This window comes from Corynebacterium gottingense (genome assembly GCF_002285125.1).
Lineage (GTDB): Bacteria > Actinomycetota > Actinomycetes > Mycobacteriales > Mycobacteriaceae > Corynebacterium > Corynebacterium gottingense.
Window position 1 is genome coordinate 1 of sequence record NZ_NSGN01000004.1, and the last position, 16121, is coordinate 16121.

Below are 16121 nucleotides of genomic sequence, written 5' to 3' on the forward strand. Positions count from 1 at the left end.
GGCCGTCTCGCCCGCGCTGGCAGCGCAGCGGTGTTGTAGTGCTCCAGAAACTCCTCGTACGTGGTGTTGACACGACGATTGCGATCAGCGGCGCTGATCGCGTTCGATGCCGTCGAGGCGTTATCCGGGACGATGACCTCTGCCACCCCGCCGAAGTACTCAAACGCCTGCATATGCGCGTCCAGCCACGCTTGTTGTCGTTCGTTGTTACACGCACAAGCAAACAGCATCCCGGAATACGGCAGCGAGGCGACAAACACACTGAGCTTGCTTGGACGTCCCCCGGTGGGGTCGAACAAGCGCATCTTCGTTCCTGCCCAGTCCACCTGCATAGTGTGAGCTGGTGCGTGCACGATCCGGGCGGTTACCCCGGTGGCATCAACATGCTGCGCCACAAGCTGGCGAAACCGCTCGTAGCTGTAGTACCGCTGCCCCGGCAGCGCTGGCTTTGAGGTGTACTTGCCCCACAGGACCTGCAGCGTGGTCTTATGTCTTCCGGTCCGTGCTTTCACCACGGAATCGAAATCGATCGGGACGAACACACCCTGACCTGTGGATCTTCCGTCATGAAACAGCACAGCTACGGCTTCATCATTAAGCCCAGCAATCTGGGCCGTGGTCGTGATCTGCTCTGCTTGCAGCATCTTACGAACTTTTTGCACGGTGGAATGCGAGCATCCCATCGCCGCTGTGATCTGGCGAACGGACCAACCTTTGAGCACAAGGTCCATCACCGCCCTGTAGTCAGTCACAATCGGACTCCTTTGGCAATGCCGCGTGCCCTGAAGTCACGCGGTCACCAAAGAGCTTCCCCCGAAAACTGCAGTGTTACTCGATACTCACCATCGCGTTACCCGATACTCACCACGGTGTTACTAAATGCACGCGCGCAACAACTACCCTCAGTGACACGTGCCATACATCCGCACGACCTGCCGACGCACTAGGAGCAAGCCATGAAATCCCGTACACACGCGGCCCTCGCCATCAGCGCCGCCACCCTCGCCGCCGCGGCCTTCGCCGCACCCGCCGCCCAAGCCTCCACGCACACCTACTCCAACCAAGGCGGCGATGTCCGCTGCGAGATTTACGACTACCCCACCTCCCACACCACCCTGTGTGTTTCCGACGCCGCTCGCCCCGCTCACCCGGAATGCAATCCGCCGCAGCAGCTCATTCCGGCCATCAAGGTGGAAAAGGGCTGGGTCGGCGAGCTTTGTTGGAACCAGGGCTTCACCCAGCCCCCGGAGAAGCTCAGCCCGATGTCTGTTCGCAACGGCGGCGGCGCCACCGTCTTCGCGGCACCGGGCGGAGACCTCTTCGTCTTTGACACCATCAAGATGGCCCTGATCCAAGCGGGCAAGAAGAACCGGGTCCTCTTCCCCGGGTTCTAATCAAGGATTGACACCAAAACGCCGGTGGCCGGACCAATCATGGTTCCGGCCACCGGCTATGTGTGGGGCCAGCGGGGCTCGAACCCGCGACCAGCGGATTATGAGTCCGCGGCTCTAACCGACTGAGCTATAGCCCCATGATCAACGCAAAAGCGCTGTAAAAACTATACCCTTCACAACATCGCACGCGACCTTCAGCCTCGGACAAGATCCGGCCGGATTTCCCATCGCGGTCGTATCCCCATATACTGAGAAGGTATTCCTCCATAGCTCAGTTGGCAGAGCATTCGACTGTTAATCGAAGGGTCACTGGTTCGAGCCCAGTTGGAGGAGCCAAGGCCCGGGGTTTCCGCATCCCCGGGCTTTGCTCGGTTGCGCATCGGGTTACGCTCACTATAACTGGTTAGCCGAGTCCTACTTTGCTGTCATAAACAAGTCAGAGTTTAAGAACCAAATCTGAGCCCGTATGACGCGTCAGTATGCCTACGGACTCAGTAGTAGATTCGGGCCCCGTCTACCGTTCAAAATGGAAAGGCCCTTTGCTGCGACAATTTCGCTACCGCCAAACGCCCTTGGTATCAACGACCTTTTTCCCAGCCAGGCGTTCGCGATCAAATTGCTTGAATTCATCGTGGTCCACGAGCAAAACAACCACATCTGCCTTTTCCACCGCGTCGTCCAGACTCGCGAGTTCAACATTCCCAATTTCAGCAAGGCTGTTAGGAAGTGTCTCAATGTTTGGCTCAACTGCAAGTACTTTATTAGCTGTAAGCTGTCTTGCAATATCCGCGGCGATTTCGAGGGAAGGAGACTCCCTCAGGTCATCAATATTAGCTTTAAATGCAAGACCAAGTACCGCAATAGCAACATCACCATCTACCGCTTGCTTAACCTTATCAACAACCCAGCTAGGCTTTCCGTCGTTTACGTCACGGGCCAATTTGATGAGTTTTGCATTCTCAGGATCAGCGGAAACAATGAACCAAGGGTCTACGGCGATGCAGTGGCCGCCCACACCGGGACCCGGCTGCAGGATGTTTACACGCGGGTGATGGTTGGCCAGCTCAATGAGCTCCCAAACGTCAATTCCTAAATCGTCTGCGATAAGCGAAAGCTCGTTTGCGAACGCAATATTTACATCGCGGAAAGAATTCTCGGTCAATTTTGCCAGCTCTGCAGTCTTTGCATCTGACTGAAGCAGTTCGCCCTTGCAGAAGCTACCATAAATTTCTGTAGCCCGTCGAGTAGCCTCCGCACTCATGCCACCAATAATACGATCGTTGGTGCGGAGTTCTTCCATCGCTCGACCAGGCAGAATTCTTTCGGGGCAATGTGCAAAGAAGACCACCGACTTCGCATCCGGGTTCTCGGCACCGTCTGCCACAAGATCTGGCCGAAGCTCGAGGATCTTTGCTGCCATCTTTTCCGTAGTCAGCGGCGGAGAAGTGGATTCCAGAATCACGATCTCACCTCCCTCCAACTTCGGTGCGATCGCTTGCGCTGCCGAGTAGATGAACTTCATGTCCACCGAGTGATCCGGCAGGAACGGCGTAGGAACGGCAATAATATATGCGTCTGCATGGGGCTGTTCTGTAGCTGCAGTGAACCGTCCGCTGTCTAGAGCCTGTTTCAATTCCTCCTCGAGGCCGGGCTCAACAATTGTCACTTCTCCGCGGTTAATCCGCTCCACATTTCCGGCGTTTACATCAACACCCGTGACATTCACACCGCTGTTCGCCAAAACAACCGCGGTTGGCAAACCAATATAACCTAATCCTACAAAGGCGACGTGCATAGAATCTCCCACTAATCGGAATCTTTTAGCCCATTCTGGACCGAATCGGCTACGTCTCAGATCCTAGCAGACCCAAAACTCTTCAATCTGATGGCTGATGGTCCTATACCGAATGAGTTTCTATTCTCACGGGCACGTACTTCTTTTTTGTATACTCTAAAATCGCTTCGGCTTGCTTAGCTCGGCCTGATGCAACCGCCTTACTCCAGCGGCGGTATAGCGTGACAACCCACTTCGGCGTTCCGTCAGTGACAAGTTCACCTTGATGCAACCAGATTGCGCGATCACAATTTTTTTCAATAGTCGATGCTGAATGCGACACCAAAAAGACCGTTCCGGAAGCGTCTAGAAATCCATCCATCCTCTTCTGCGCCTTTGCCGCAAATGTGCTATCTCCGGTAGAGAGCGCCTCATCGACCAACAGGATGTCAGCTCTCACGGCGGTGGCAATTGCAAACTTGAGTCGAGCACCCATCCCTGATGAATACGTTTTCAAAGGTCGATCTATTGCGTCGGTAAGGTCGGCCCATTCTATGATCTCCGATTCCAAAGTCCGAACCCTCTCTGGAGGCAGTCCCATGGCCAAAAGACCGAGCTTAATATTTTGCCGACCGGAAAGGTTCTGCTGCAATGCCGCCGACACTCCCAGAAGAGTTGGCCGTTCAGAAACCAGTATGCGACCAGTGGTAGGACTCTCGGTGCCGGCAATCAACCGGAGCAATGTGGATTTCCCCGAGCCATTCTTACCCAAGACGCCTATGGACTCTCCGGAGTAGGCAACAAAGCTCAGGGGTTTCACTGCCGGTACCGTACGAGTACGACGTTGAAGAATGAACTTGTCCGAACCTTGAGCGTTTAGCGTGTAGTTCTTCGATACATTTTGGACAACCACAGTTGGCTTAGCCGACTGTTGCATAGCGCTCCTCCGCATTCCAGAAATAGATCAATCCCAGCAGAAAGAGCGTTGCGGTCCAAGCCAACAAAGCCAGAACCGTTGTCGATGGTGGCACCACCCCGTAAATAGTGATGTCCCGAGCAGCGGTAAGAAATTGGTAGACAGGGTTGCCCTGCATGATTGCCGCCATGACAGGGTGTCCATCAAAACGCTCTAGCGAATAGAAGATTCCCGAGGTGAAAAACAGGGCCCTATTAAAAAGCCCGATGAGCGGCTTAATGTCCGGGATGAAAGCGGTCACCCTCGATATGAAAAGCATCAACCCGAGGATGAACACGTGCACTAAGACGTAAAGAGGAGGAAGAAGAACAAGTGTCCAGCTCGGCCCGGCGGGAAATTGATAGGCGAACGCGAGGGTCAACGCAACGACCAGGGGAATGAGGTTGTCCAGAAACTGTCGTATCACCGCCGAAAAGACAACCGCAGCTCGAGGGAAAGTAAATGATGCTATAAGTGACCGCGATGATTGAACCAAACCAGCCCCTGAGGAGATCCCTCTCGAAATGTAGCGAAAGAACACGACGCCGATCACAAGGTAGCCTATGTAATTTTCGATTCCTCGGGATACGTGGAGAATCAAACCGAAAATTACTGCATACACAGAGACATCAAAAAGAGGCTGCAGAACAAGCCAGGCACGCCCCAAAAACATTCCACGGCCAGAATTCAGGGCTTTACTTCTTGCGTCCGCGAAAATAAAGTGTCGCCAGTCGTGAAGATCACGAACATACCGCACGAGGCTCGGTCTACAATTTAGCTCCTTAAGGCCGGAAGTATCAATTCTCAGCAGATCAGATGTTGAGGTAGCGTCGTCGACCTCGTCCTGAATCGATGGAGTTGAAAACACCCCGCTTCCACCTTTAGCGCCCATTTTTTTCAGGTGCTTGGCCACTTCGTCTTCCTCCTGCGCATGCGTTATGCAATCTCAAAATAGTACACAGGACGTCAAATGTACTCTTCTGCTACCGCGCCAATCAAACACGAGCTGAACTTGGACCGGGAACTCCGCAACAATGAAGCAAAGAGCGCTCGACGGTTACGTTGCATTGAAGATCACAATCTCAGATCTGAAACTTCGGTAGCTGGACCGTTCCGTGCGAATTTTGGCTTGACACAGCAAAATAGGTGCCACAATCATCCACACGAGTAGAGGATCCGGGACCGAGGTGGATTACAAGGCTCGCATCGACAGCCTTTCCTCTCTTGCTTGTAAACACGAGATGTTTGGTTTTTGCGACGCGGTTGGTCGCTTGTGAAATCACAGCTTTTACAGAGTTCTTTCCGATTGCACCGCTCTCGATAGATGGATTTGGCATTTCTGAACCCAACCACTCGAGAGTCACTTCAGCCTCGCCGGCCTTTAGCGTCGCACGTCCGGGCCCGACATCAGAGACTTCAACTTTAGGTGACAAGACAAAACGGTGAACCCAAGCCTCATTACTTGACGATTGCCCCAAATCATTAATCACAATCGCTGAGTGACCTGGAACCATATAAACGGAGCGTCGCAATCTTGCACCTTTAAACCCCCGATTGTGCCCAGAAGCTAGTTTAAACTCTGACGAATCCAGGTAATGATCCGTTGCTATGACGCGCGAGTACCTATTGTCTTCCGGGCGAGCGTAAGCACGGTTTGGAGTAAAAGACGAATGCGCCTTGTAAGACACTACATAACTCCGGAATTTGTTTTTCCCATAGTTATATTTGCCAGAGTCTACAAAAAAATCCTCACCCTGGAAGTTGAGTAAGATGCTTAAGTCATCAGCATGCTTATGAGCTTTCGCCGAATATCCACAAATAAATGCCAAATAAGCTCGACATTCCTCGCTCTTGAGGATAGAAAAGCCGCTCATGGAATCATGAAAACTATCCCAGTTGAAGGATTTCACCGCCCGTTGGCTGCCGGTGTCACCAATAGCGGGAATTTTTCCATCTGGCTTAGCTAGTCGATTCATATGCCGACTTGAGAACTCAAGTTTGCGGAGAACACCTGAACCAAATGACATTCCATTTTGCATCAAAAAGTGCTCGAGCTCGCGGTACATCCTGGACACCATATTGTGATACTCGGGAGAGTTTTCCTGATGCATTCCAGTTTCGCTGAAGGTTTGCCAGAAGATACTTTCCGCTCGACCAAGTCCGTGGTAAACGTAGTCCATGCGCTCAAGCCCGAGGCCCATTGAAATCAAGGCCATGTCCATCATCAAACCATGGTTATTCATCCGATGCAGTGAATCATCCATCAGCAGGTTCGCATGGCGCTCGAGCAGCGCACGGAAGCGCGCGTGATCATAATCCCGCCCCGCTTCATCCATGCAAGCGAGGAATTGCATCAAAACCCTCGACCGTGCGCCTACAGCATGGTCATACCAGGTCATCTCTGTAGCGTTTCCGGCCTCCACGTACTCGACCCAGCTAAGGACAATCTCCTCTGATTTCTCCAAATATGCGATGTTCTGCGACCTGCTAAATTCAGCGAGCAACGTACCGACCACCCTCAGATTTTGGAGGTAAAGCTGAAAGGACGTCTCAATTCCAGGTTCTTTGTGTTCCCAATCAAAATTGGGCCCAAACTTAATGTCGGCGTAATTCGGAAATGGCTCGATAATGTTTTCCAAAGCTTTGTCCGCTATTCGCCTTTGAACCGCGGATGGCTTGCTTTGAGATCCTCCGATAAGGGGCAAAACACATTTTGCGTCGAACATATCCTATTTTCCCATCTCAATTAGTTCCAAAATCTGTTTTTGAACGGTCTGAAAATTAGCCGGTAGCGAAAGATTGGCGAGGTCGTTTCGTCCGATCGAGAGTTCCTCGATATACTCACAAGTGAAACGGTCCCGCGAGGCCTTGTCAGGGATTAATTGTAGTAGGACTTCAGCTTTTGCAAACTGCAGAACAATCAGGAACTCATCCAAAGTCAGTTCGCAGTTGGGCCATCCCGCTTGCAGCTTACTGATCGGCTGCCCAGCACATCCGAGAGGAACAAGCCTTTCGTTCTCTCGCAACAGCCAAAAAATGTTCTCCGGAGTCGACAAATCCCTTTCCCAAACAGACTTTATCGACTCCTCCTTGCCGATGCCCACGATGTTGATGGGCCAGAGGACCGACAAGGAACCCAGAAGTTCAACGAAGCTCTCAACGGAAATTTCGTTGAACGAATCCGCGTCGAAAAGCAACGTCTCATTGCAAAACTTCAAATCGTTATTGAATACAACTCGCAGGAGGCTTTCCACTCCATCTTCCAACGCCAACCGGCTGCCTGTACCCTGCTGCCCTTCACATTTTACGAACAGAGCATCGCCAATTGGATGTACATAGAACAAGCCGGCTTTAGCCCGCGTAGCTGGTGGACGCACGGAGTCGTGAACGGAACGAAGCCGCCTTAACTGCCACCCCTTCTTAGAATCGGTAATTCCGTGACCCGCGAACGGCAGAGCCGCCCACTCACAGGCTTGTTGGCACAAAACGTCTGTCACGAAACGGCTGCGAACCCTAGAACCATCCCACAGAGCAAGCTGCATTAGCATCCGCTTCGCAAGATTCGACTCAGCCGCATCGAATAACAACTTTGCGATTGTTGAAGACTGTTTGCTCCGCCCAACGGATAGCTCAGCGCGGTCGGAAAACCGTCGCGCTACGTCGAGTATGTAATTGAGGTCAGTCAACGCTCGCTCCCTCTACACTTACCCCTTCTAGCAGAGAGGCAACTTCCCTTAATGTCGCCTTTCGATTCAAAGGCATATGACCGGCTTTGGGATCGGCATAATAACCAACCGAAATATCCATACCAATACTAGGCTGTAACTTGGCTCGAGCCGACATAAAAGAAGTGAGCACGGGGAGTTGCTTACCGAAATCAGCCGGACTGGCGACGTTTACCAAGTAGCGACCAGCGATAGGTAAGCGGTCATTTACAAATCGAGAAAACACGTTGCACATGTTGGGATACAACTTTCGAACATGGCGAATATCGAGCCCCCCATAAGAGTGAGCAGCGATCCTTTTAGAGTGAGTCGGATGATAAAGGGTCCAATCAAACTGGGCATTGTTGACCAAGAACCTAGATCCTGGAAACCAGCTATGTAGCGCTACTGCTTGGAAGCCTCCGGCAGAGCTACCGAAAAATACTATGTCCTCATTCCTCGCTCCGAGTGAATCACGAACAAACTCAACGCTCTTCGCCATTCCCGAGATCAGTGCATCAGTACCGTTCCCCTGCGCCCATCCAATTTGGATATTGTTGGACGGGTGCAGCGTAGCATCCGAAATCATCAGCACATTGGACTCAAACTCATCCGACCAAGTTCTACGTTGGAAAATCTCGCGCGGATCTTTGTCAGCCTCCCGCTTTACAGCTCCGTTTAGAGTAACCAGTAGACGAGATGACGATTTTTCGCTCTTCACAAAGTTACACGGAACAGCGTAACCGTTGAAAAGAAACTTAAATCGCCCGCTTGACGCTGAGATTGCGGTCGGGCTCGTTTCGGGGTGAACGCACGGCCATTCCTCAAAAGCATTAGACATCCGCATCAGCGTCGGCGAACAACGCGATAACGTCTGGATCGTTCACTACGCTTTCCCCATACAACGCTGTAATTTCTCTTAGAATTGACAAGCACTCGGCACGTTCGGCGGGCGCAACCTGGTTGAGCTTGCCGAAATACCATCCCTCGAGGAATTTCTTAAATCTTGTCTTTCCATACTCATCGTACAGCCCAACCGACTTCAGCCATGAACTTCGAGCTTCCTCCAGGCTTACATACTTCCTGTAAAAGTTTGGAGAGATCGAATTCACCGTCGAGTTCGTAACCGCTGCGTAGTATGCGTGGATCGGGCGCGTAGTGATCGTGATAGAACGCGCATAGAAAATCATCTGCTGGAAGAAATACGAATCTTGCCCTACGGCACCGACCGGCTGCTCAAGTCCGAGTGATTTTAGCCACTCAGTAGACGCTACAAGAGCCTGAATACTCATCGGCTGAAAGTTCATTTTTTGGATGAGATCTTTGTTATAGCCGTCTAATGGCGCACTCTTAGCCTTAGCTGCCCTCAAAACCTTCGCGTTGTTTACCGTGACAACGTTTCCTTTGAAACGAAGCATATTGCCAATTGCAAAGTCGACATCTTGACTTCTACAAGCATTCAATAGGGTCGCATACGAATCACGTACTTGCTCGTTATCAGGATCCAGATAAGTCACATACGGCGTGGTAGTGAGTTCCAGTCCCTTGTTTCTAGGACGTGAGGCGCTTCCTGAGCCTCCCTCAGGGAATCGGTAAACTTCAACGTTTGGAAACCGCTGCTCTAGCAGTTCGACGCAAGCACGTGTCTTTCGACTGGTTGATCCATCGTCGACTATTAAAACCTTTGTTCGTTCAAAGGCACTTCCCCGATAAAGAGAATTGAAGCACTTGTGAATGAGGTGCTTGCCGTTATTGTAGGTCGGCACAATGACAGTTAAGTCATAAGAGTTCTTTTCCTCACGAACTTTAAATGTTGAGCAACTCGTCAGAATCGCCAAAGAGGATGCGACGCGCGTCTCAGCAGCCTTTTGACCTTGCTCTAGCCAGAACACCTCACACTGGTTCGCAGGGTAGTCGACGTTTTCAGGTTCATACGCCAACTCTTCGGTATCAAAAGGCAGCAATTTCAGAGACGCCACATCCGAATACCTGAAGGTCGCGACAACATCATTCACGATGTCTGGACCCGACACCGTGAGACGATCCAGGCGAATTACTACGTCGCCGTCGACGCCACCGACCAGAGAGTCCCACTCTTCGGCGGATACGTACGTCAGAGGACGTTCAGTCTCTTGGCTTTCACAGAACTTCTCAAACTGAGTGCGCGATGCCGCGACAACTAGAATTCTGTGATCCTGTCGGGCGTAGTCCACCCCAACAGCGTCGAGGATCTGGTCCACCCGGTCAAATGCCGTGTCATTGTTAAAAACCTCACGAATACCTTCAGCCTGACAGTATCTGATATACGCGGGAGATAGGGTGTCGATGAAATTCTTTGTGTCTAGCTCTGAATGCAACAACGCAACCGAGGGATAGAGTGAATTGACGCCAGCACTGTAGTTCGAGATAACCAACGTTCCCATCGCCAAGAGCTCAACTACGCGGTTAGCAAACATCGTTTGGCTTCCCACTACCGAATTCAAATTAATCGCTAGAGGCAGCAACTTCTGCAGACGGAGGACCTCATCATGGTCGAGTGGACCGTGAAGGTTTGGAAGAAAGTCCTCGGGATAAAGGTATCGGTCAGGATCCGAGAACTTCTCCGGATCCAAATCGAGATTTCGATCCACAATCGTGAGGCTGGACGATGATTCATTTACCCCGTCAAAAATTCGCTTTGCGTCTCGCGCACGAGTCTTGTACTTATGAGCCATCCACGAGCCGGCAAAAACTAATTCCCGACCCTCGTGCCTCATACACCCTAGAGGGTTGTGCTTCTTGTAGTTGACGCCGAACCGGATCGGGAATACCGGTACCGATTCCCCAAGATCCTTCTTGTATGCTTTCACTTTTTCTATTGAAGAAGTGAAAACCACATCAGCACGCTTAGCAGTGCTTAGGAACGTTTCGTAATTTGGCGGATCTTCTTTCGAATAAAATGCAACTGGGACACCTCTTTCTTTGGCAAGAGGAATAACCTTCAATTCCAGGAGCTTTCGCTTCGATGAAGCCTTCTGCGAAGCTCCGTGCCATTCTCCGTCCAATCCACGCCACGTTGAAACAACTAGAAGAAGGTCAATTTTAGCAACCACCTCCTCGTAGTTAAGCGGTGTGACCGGAATAAAGTTTGCGGCTGGTTCGAGAGATTCAAATAGGAAGGGATCTGCGACGATGCCGATATTTACATTGCGTCTTCTGTCCCAACGTTGCGCTTCAGAGGCCGGCAGCTCAGCCGACTCCGCCAGCAAAGATGAGATTCTGGATTCGACTTGGGGACGATAGTGATCCCACCGCTTCATATATTCCTGTCTGCCAGTGGACGGACGAAAGAAGTCGTGCTCGCCTTCAACTGCGTCTCGAAATACTAGGTTCGAGGAATAACGCTTGAGCTTCTTGAGGTCTTTTTTCGCCCTCTGCACCGTAACCCGCAGGGCATCAATTCGTTTCAGCTGATTAGATATTGCACTACTTTTCATTTTTTCACTTCCCTGCAGCTTTACGAAGTCGCCAATAGCGTTGTTGCAATCTATAACCCTTCGTATTCTTCAACCGCTGCAACTCTGCTTCCAATTGCTTTTCTCTTGTCTCGAGGCTCGAAATTCGACTCTTCAGCAGTTCGATTTCCCGTTCCCGCTTTGAGATGCCTTTCAAGAGACGTTCATCTCGATCCGCTTCATACGCTAACTTGGCATAAACCCCATCAAGCTCATCAATCAACTCACCTACAAAATGGGTCACCCCAGCATAGTTTGTATCCGCGTCTCCGCTGCGAGAATTCTGCGCTCGCAGTCGTAAGCTTTCCTGCGCCATTCGTCTCTCCATACTCCGACAATTCAAGACCAGCGGTCTACCGTTTCAAATCTGCCTAACCACACAGTTCATCTATAGGTAAAAGGTAGACCCTACTTTGCCCGATTTTCGGGTTTTAGCACCTTGATTTTTGAACTATTTCTCCGCTTAAGACGATTGAATATTACCTCATATTCCACAGCATTGCGACTCCAGGTGTGCGACTTAGCCCATTGGATTAGTGGCTCAGGATCCGGTGGAGCCTCAAGAAGTTTTTGCATTTTATCCAGGTACTTGTCGGCAGATCTGCCCTTCACATAGGTTCCCAAATTCCCAGTTATATACCTAAGCGCTGGTAGGTCAGCGCTCAGAATTGGCACCCCCAACGCCATGGCAGTGAGAACCTTGAGCGGAGGAACACTTCGACATACATCCCAGTCCTCGCGGGGAACTACAAACATATCTAGACACTTGTACCAGATGGCGACTTCCTCGGGTCGCTTCCACCCAACAAAATGCACGCGGCCTTCGACGCCTAGCGCTTGCGCCAAACGCATCAACCTCGGCAAATCTTCCCCATCCCCTACTATCAGTACACGAACGCTTCTATCCAAGGCCACCATATATAGCAAAAGTTCCAAGCCTTCGTATCGAACTATGGACCCGACGTACCCGATGATGTTTTCGTCTGGCAGTCCACACTGACGGCGCGCGTCTTGCTTGTTCAGCTTGATGTCAAAGATGGTATCGCCGATAGCATTTGGTATTTCAAAAATTTTAGCTTCGGAGACCCCTCTACTTATTGCAACATCCGAAAGCGTGCTAGCCAAAGTCACAACAGCGTCCGCATCTTGGGCGAATTTAGCCTCTTGACGGACCGTCCACAGATATTTGTCAGAATTGCGCGCAAGCTGTCGGTCGGCAGCAGGAAGCTTACTCAACCAAGTTTTCTCTTGCTCCCCACGCATCTCGTAAATCCACGGAACCCCCAATCGCGCTGCGACCCGCTGCGCGACAATTGCATTGTGAAAGTCCGTGGTAGTGAGAACAATATTTGCGTGAAAGCTTTGGGCAATTGTGCTAGCCCGGTCTACGGCGAAGTCAATCTGCTGCATCACACCAGGATGAAACGCTCGAGGAAGCACACGCCAATATCGAATCCCGTCTACCACTTCGCTGTCCTGCACCGGCCGTTCACCTATCACCAGGGGATAGCCGTATCGTGTAACCACCTGCACTTCCATTCCACTGGCTACAAGCGCTTTTGCCGTTTCGTGCGTGCGAAGGGTATAACCCGATTGCGTATACGGTAAGGAATTTGTTGCAATAATTAATACGCAATGCTCGGATTGAAAGGTTTGTGTATTGTCAATCGATCTCGCTGTCGGATCAATAGTAAAAAGAGTCATTTCTCGCTTTACCTGCAAGAAACGACCAGTATTTCGTAGTTTTTGAAGAAACGGGAGCGACTCATATGATGATAGGAAATCCGAATAGTTCCATATCTTTTGTTTGGAACTCGCCCCGAACGCTGACCAAAAAAGCTCGATGCAACGATGGAGATTCCGCTTTCCCTTCTTGCGGGACCACTCGCTAGCCTTCCCTACGAGCTCCGACGGGCTGATTACCATTTGAAAAAACAAGAATCCAGCTAAAAAGACGGTGCCACGAAGTTTCCGCATGAGCCTAGACCCCTTCACCGCCCAAAGCCGAGAGAAAGCTATTTAACCGGCTCGGTACGACCGACTCTCTCTCGTGTCGTACCCATTGCGATGCTTTACGATCTACCTGAAGGAGTTTGCGGTCCCGAGCTAGAGAAAGCCAAAGCTGAGCAAGCGCGTAAGGATCCTCAGGCTTAACAACATGTCCGGCACCTAGCTCACGAATGAGGTCTGCAGCCTCCCCTTCGACGACGCCACTGATGTGTTTTCCTACTTCCATCAGTTCATATGTTTTTGATGGAACCGCGCGCCTAAGTGGTTCCCAATCCGTTAGGTGAACTAGCGCGGTATCCGCCCAATCATAAAAATTCGACAATTCATCTGACGGATGCTGTGACACGAATTCAATGGATACCCCTCCCTCTTCAGCATCCTTAATGAGAGTCTTTTTTGCAGAACCTGCGCCGACAAATCGGAGGGATACTACTAGACCCAAATCGCGCGCGATTCTTGCCGCCTGAACTACATTTTGAAGGTGCTGCGCGCGGCCAAGAGTCCCAGCATAGAGAACGTTGAGTTCACTACGAGACCGCATCTCGACTGAGCTTTCTTGGGCGGTCGAGTGTGAAGGGAAGACGTTTCGTATGGTAGTGATTGGCCTCTTAGCGGAAGTTTCAAACTTCCTGCTGAGCTGCCTCTCCAAATAGCCAGACGTAACGATCAATCCATCTGCTCGTTCAAGGACCATATCAAGCACTTTCCGCACAGTAAATTGCAGGATCTGCAGGGGCCCCCTGCTTAAGAGCAGCTCCTTGAATGACTTCTTACCCAAACCACGATTCCACTCACTCGATTGGTCTAGAAGGTCCGGCCATGCGTCGCGCAAGTCGATAGCGTACGGCGTTCTCATCACTCTTGAAGCCAAAAAAGCTACTAACGCGGTCGGGATTGCAGGTACGGTACCAACGATTAGATCTGGATTAAATCTCGTTAGTGTTTCACGAGATTTAACCAACTCTAACGACATGCCGACGGCCACCGAGGCCTGATTTACTATTTTTTCAGTCACCGAGTTCCCCGCAGGCAAGAAACCACTTCTCAAGATTTGCTCACCGTGTACGCCTCTGTCGATACGACCTACTCGGTAGCTCTTCCTCTGCTTAATCCAATCCCCGAGCTGAACTTTTCGAAGGTAGTGGGGTGGCGGAGCTACTACTAAAAGTTCGTGCCCCTCACCAATCAAGAGCTCCGTCAGCCATTGCCAACGGCGTTGCGGAACCCCGTTTTCAGGCGCCCAATATTGAGAAAACACGAGTATCTTCAAATCGAGCTCCTTTTAGATACTAATAAGTTGAATAAACGTACTAACCAACTTCCTCAAGTCTACCCTCACGCGCCCGGCATCGAGGTTCGCCCCCTGTCGCTCCGGTGGGCCATTTTCATTGCCGATTCGTGGCTTGGAGGCTTCTACTTCTTGGCGGGCAGAATACGATTGCCGGTCTTGACTCAATTTGCGGACAGAACACCAGGCAAGTCGCAACCTACTAGCTTATGTTCCTAATAGACGAGCATTTTGAAAAACCCACCTGTTGGTGATTCTAATAACAACAGAAGGAGCGAAATCTCTGGTAGTTCGGCACCAGACAGGTTCACAGTTTCCTATTGTGCTCTATCGAATAAGTCGTGATCTGTTCAAACTGATTTTGGAAGCTCCGTCGGCATGAAATCCGCCAGCCGTTTTCCAACTTCAAGCATCTCTGCCACCGCTGCAACAGATCGTTGAGCTGCTTGTCCATCTCCGTAAGGGTTAATCGCATTCGCCATCGCTTCATAGGCAGCGTCCTGATCGAGAAGGTTTTTCGACTCCGCCACAATTCGTTCGCGATCTGTTCCCACGAGCTTCACTGTGCCAGCGACCACAGCTTCAGGGCGTTCAGTGTTCTCGCGCATGACCAGAACCGGCTTACCGAGCGAGGGCGCTTCTTCCTGCACACCGCCCGAGTCGGTGAGCACGAGGTACGCACGATTCAGTAGTGCAGTGAACTGGTCATACGGGAGCGGATCTGTGATGATCACGTTTGGCAGATCCTCAACCTCAGGAAGCACCGCATCGCGGACCTTCGGATTCAGGTGGAGCGGGAGTGCGAACGCGTAATCGGGGTATGCCTTCGCAAGGTCCTGCACCGCACCTCCGATTTCGGTCATCGCGTCGAGGTTCTCGCGACGGTGGGTGGTCACCAGCACGACCTTCTGATCATTGTCCTGCAGGGTCTGGAGGCGCTCGTCATCAAATGCGACGTCCCATTCCTTGGCAGCCAAGAGGGCGTCGATCACCGTGTTGCCCGTGACCACGATGTCCTTGCTGCGGAAGTTCTCACGGCGAAGGTTTTCCTTGGACTGCTCGGTCGGCGCGAGATGGAGGCTGGCGAGCTGGCCAATAATTTTGCGGTTTGCTTCCTCCGGGAACGGGGAGAAAATATTGCCGGTACGCAGCCCCGCTTCGAGGTGAACGATCTTAACCCCACTGTGGAAGCCTGCGAGAGCAGCAGCCATTGCCGTCGAGGTGTCGCCCTGAGAGATGATGACGTCGGGGGCTTCGGACTTAATGATTGGATCAAGACCCTGAATTGCCCGAGAGACGAGCTCATTGAGGGACTGTCCCGGCTTCATCAGTCCCATGTCGTGATCAGGCTCGATCCCGAAGCGCTTGTTCACCTGCTCGAGCATCTCTCGATGTTGGCCGGTCGACACAACGACAGACTCAAATCTGTCATCTTCCTCCAGTGCCTTGATAACTGGGGCTACCTTGATCGCCTCTGGGCGGGTGCCGTAAACGGTCATAAC

The 16121-nt window shown here is 51.5% G+C and carries 13 protein-coding genes and 2 tRNA genes; 2 read left to right on the plus strand and 13 right to left on the minus strand.

The window, feature by feature from the left end:
• A partial coding sequence (locus tag CKJ82_RS04920; RefSeq protein ID WP_165765388.1) for a DDE-type integrase/transposase/recombinase occupies positions 1-752 on the minus strand: 752 nt, incomplete at its 3' end.
• A gap of 204 nt (positions 753-956) precedes the next feature.
• Between CKJ82_RS04920 and CKJ82_RS04925 the strand changes: the two genes are divergently transcribed.
• The gene (locus tag CKJ82_RS04925) at positions 957-1394 is read left to right on the plus strand and encodes a hypothetical protein (protein ID WP_095537267.1); all 438 of its coding nucleotides are present in this window, start codon (positions 957-959) and stop codon (positions 1392-1394) included.
• Positions 1395-1457: 63 nt separating this feature from the next.
• On the opposite strand, the gene CKJ82_RS04930 is transcribed toward CKJ82_RS04925, so the two are convergent.
• Positions 1458-1531: transfer RNA gene (locus CKJ82_RS04930), tRNA-Ile, on the minus strand.
• A gap of 123 nt (positions 1532-1654) precedes the next feature.
• Between CKJ82_RS04930 and CKJ82_RS04935 the strand changes: the two genes are divergently transcribed.
• Positions 1655-1730, plus strand: a tRNA-Asn gene (locus CKJ82_RS04935).
• Positions 1731-1950: 220 nt separating this feature from the next.
• On the opposite strand, the gene wecC is transcribed toward CKJ82_RS04935, so the two are convergent.
• The 11 genes from wecC to wecB all read right to left on the minus strand — a co-directional run bounded on the left by wecC (position 1951) and on the right by wecB (position 16118).
• Complete coding sequence (wecC, locus tag CKJ82_RS04940) at positions 1951-3189, minus strand: UDP-N-acetyl-D-mannosamine dehydrogenase (protein WP_095537268.1); 1239 nt, start codon at positions 3187-3189, stop codon at positions 1951-1953.
• Positions 3190-3292: 103 nt separating this feature from the next.
• A complete protein-coding gene (locus tag CKJ82_RS04945; RefSeq protein ID WP_165765389.1) occupies positions 3293-4105 on the minus strand; it encodes an ABC transporter ATP-binding protein in 813 nt (270 codons plus the stop codon).
• Entirely contained in the window at positions 4089-5036 is a 948-nt protein-coding gene (locus tag CKJ82_RS04950) for an ABC transporter permease (protein WP_095537270.1), read from the minus strand. Before CKJ82_RS04950 ends, CKJ82_RS04945 begins: the two co-directional genes overlap by 17 nt.
• A 169-nt stretch (positions 5037-5205) precedes the next feature.
• The gene (locus CKJ82_RS04955; RefSeq protein WP_095537271.1) at positions 5206-6849 is read right to left on the minus strand and encodes a heparinase II/III domain-containing protein; all 1644 of its coding nucleotides are present in this window, start codon (positions 6847-6849) and stop codon (positions 5206-5208) included.
• Between the two features lie 3 nt (positions 6850-6852).
• Complete coding sequence (locus CKJ82_RS11605) at positions 6853-7809, minus strand: hypothetical protein (RefSeq protein WP_133064018.1); 957 nt, start codon at positions 7807-7809, stop codon at positions 6853-6855.
• Complete coding sequence (locus tag CKJ82_RS11610; protein ID WP_165765390.1) at positions 7802-8668, minus strand: hypothetical protein; 867 nt, start codon at positions 8666-8668, stop codon at positions 7802-7804. Before CKJ82_RS11610 ends, CKJ82_RS11605 begins: the two co-directional genes overlap by 8 nt.
• The gene (locus CKJ82_RS04965; protein ID WP_095537273.1) at positions 8661-11303 is read right to left on the minus strand and encodes a glycosyltransferase; all 2643 of its coding nucleotides are present in this window, start codon (positions 11301-11303) and stop codon (positions 8661-8663) included. Before CKJ82_RS04965 ends, CKJ82_RS11610 begins: the two co-directional genes overlap by 8 nt.
• Before the next feature lie 4 nt (positions 11304-11307).
• Positions 11308-11637: a hypothetical protein gene (locus CKJ82_RS11615; RefSeq protein WP_133064020.1), complete on the minus strand. Its 330-nt coding sequence runs from the start codon at positions 11635-11637 to the stop codon at positions 11308-11310.
• A gap of 92 nt (positions 11638-11729) precedes the next feature.
• Positions 11730-13298 carry a glycosyltransferase gene (locus tag CKJ82_RS04970; protein WP_133064021.1) on the minus strand — a complete coding sequence of 523 codons (1569 nt, stop codon included), beginning with the start codon at positions 13296-13298 and terminating at the stop codon, positions 11730-11732.
• Positions 13299-13302: 4 nt separating this feature from the next.
• On the minus strand, positions 13303-14601 hold the full coding sequence (locus CKJ82_RS04975; RefSeq protein ID WP_095537275.1) for a glycosyltransferase family 4 protein: 1299 nt from the start codon (positions 14599-14601) through the stop codon (positions 13303-13305).
• Between the two features lie 368 nt (positions 14602-14969).
• On the minus strand, positions 14970-16118 hold the full coding sequence (gene wecB, locus CKJ82_RS04980) for a non-hydrolyzing UDP-N-acetylglucosamine 2-epimerase (RefSeq protein ID WP_095537276.1): 1149 nt from the start codon (positions 16116-16118) through the stop codon (positions 14970-14972).
• Positions 16119-16121: the final 3 nt, after the last annotated feature.

Bases quoted from the DNA above. Each gene is read 5' to 3' on its own strand.
- CKJ82_RS04925 (WP_095537267.1), top strand. From the start codon at position 957: ATGAAATCCCGTACACACGCGGCCCTCGCCATCAGCGCCGCCACCCTC.
- wecC (WP_095537268.1), bottom strand. From the start codon at position 3,189: ATGCACGTCGCCTTTGTAGGATTAGGTTATATTGGTTTGCCAACCGCG.
- CKJ82_RS04945 (WP_165765389.1), bottom strand. From the start codon at position 4,105: ATGCAACAGTCGGCTAAGCCAACTGTGGTTGTCCAAAATGTATCGAAG.
- CKJ82_RS04955 (WP_095537271.1), bottom strand. From the start codon at position 6,849: ATGTTCGACGCAAAATGTGTTTTGCCCCTTATCGGAGGATCTCAAAGC.
- CKJ82_RS11610 (WP_165765390.1), bottom strand. From the start codon at position 8,668: ATGTCTAATGCTTTTGAGGAATGGCCGTGCGTTCACCCCGAAACGAGC.
- CKJ82_RS04965 (WP_095537273.1), bottom strand. From the start codon at position 11,303: ATGAAAAGTAGTGCAATATCTAATCAGCTGAAACGAATTGATGCCCTG.
- CKJ82_RS11615 (WP_133064020.1), bottom strand. From the start codon at position 11,637: ATGGCGCAGGAAAGCTTACGACTGCGAGCGCAGAATTCTCGCAGCGGA.
- CKJ82_RS04970 (WP_133064021.1), bottom strand. From the start codon at position 13,298: ATGCGGAAACTTCGTGGCACCGTCTTTTTAGCTGGATTCTTGTTTTTT.
- wecB (WP_095537276.1), bottom strand. From the start codon at position 16,118: ATGACCGTTTACGGCACCCGCCCAGAGGCGATCAAGGTAGCCCCAGTT.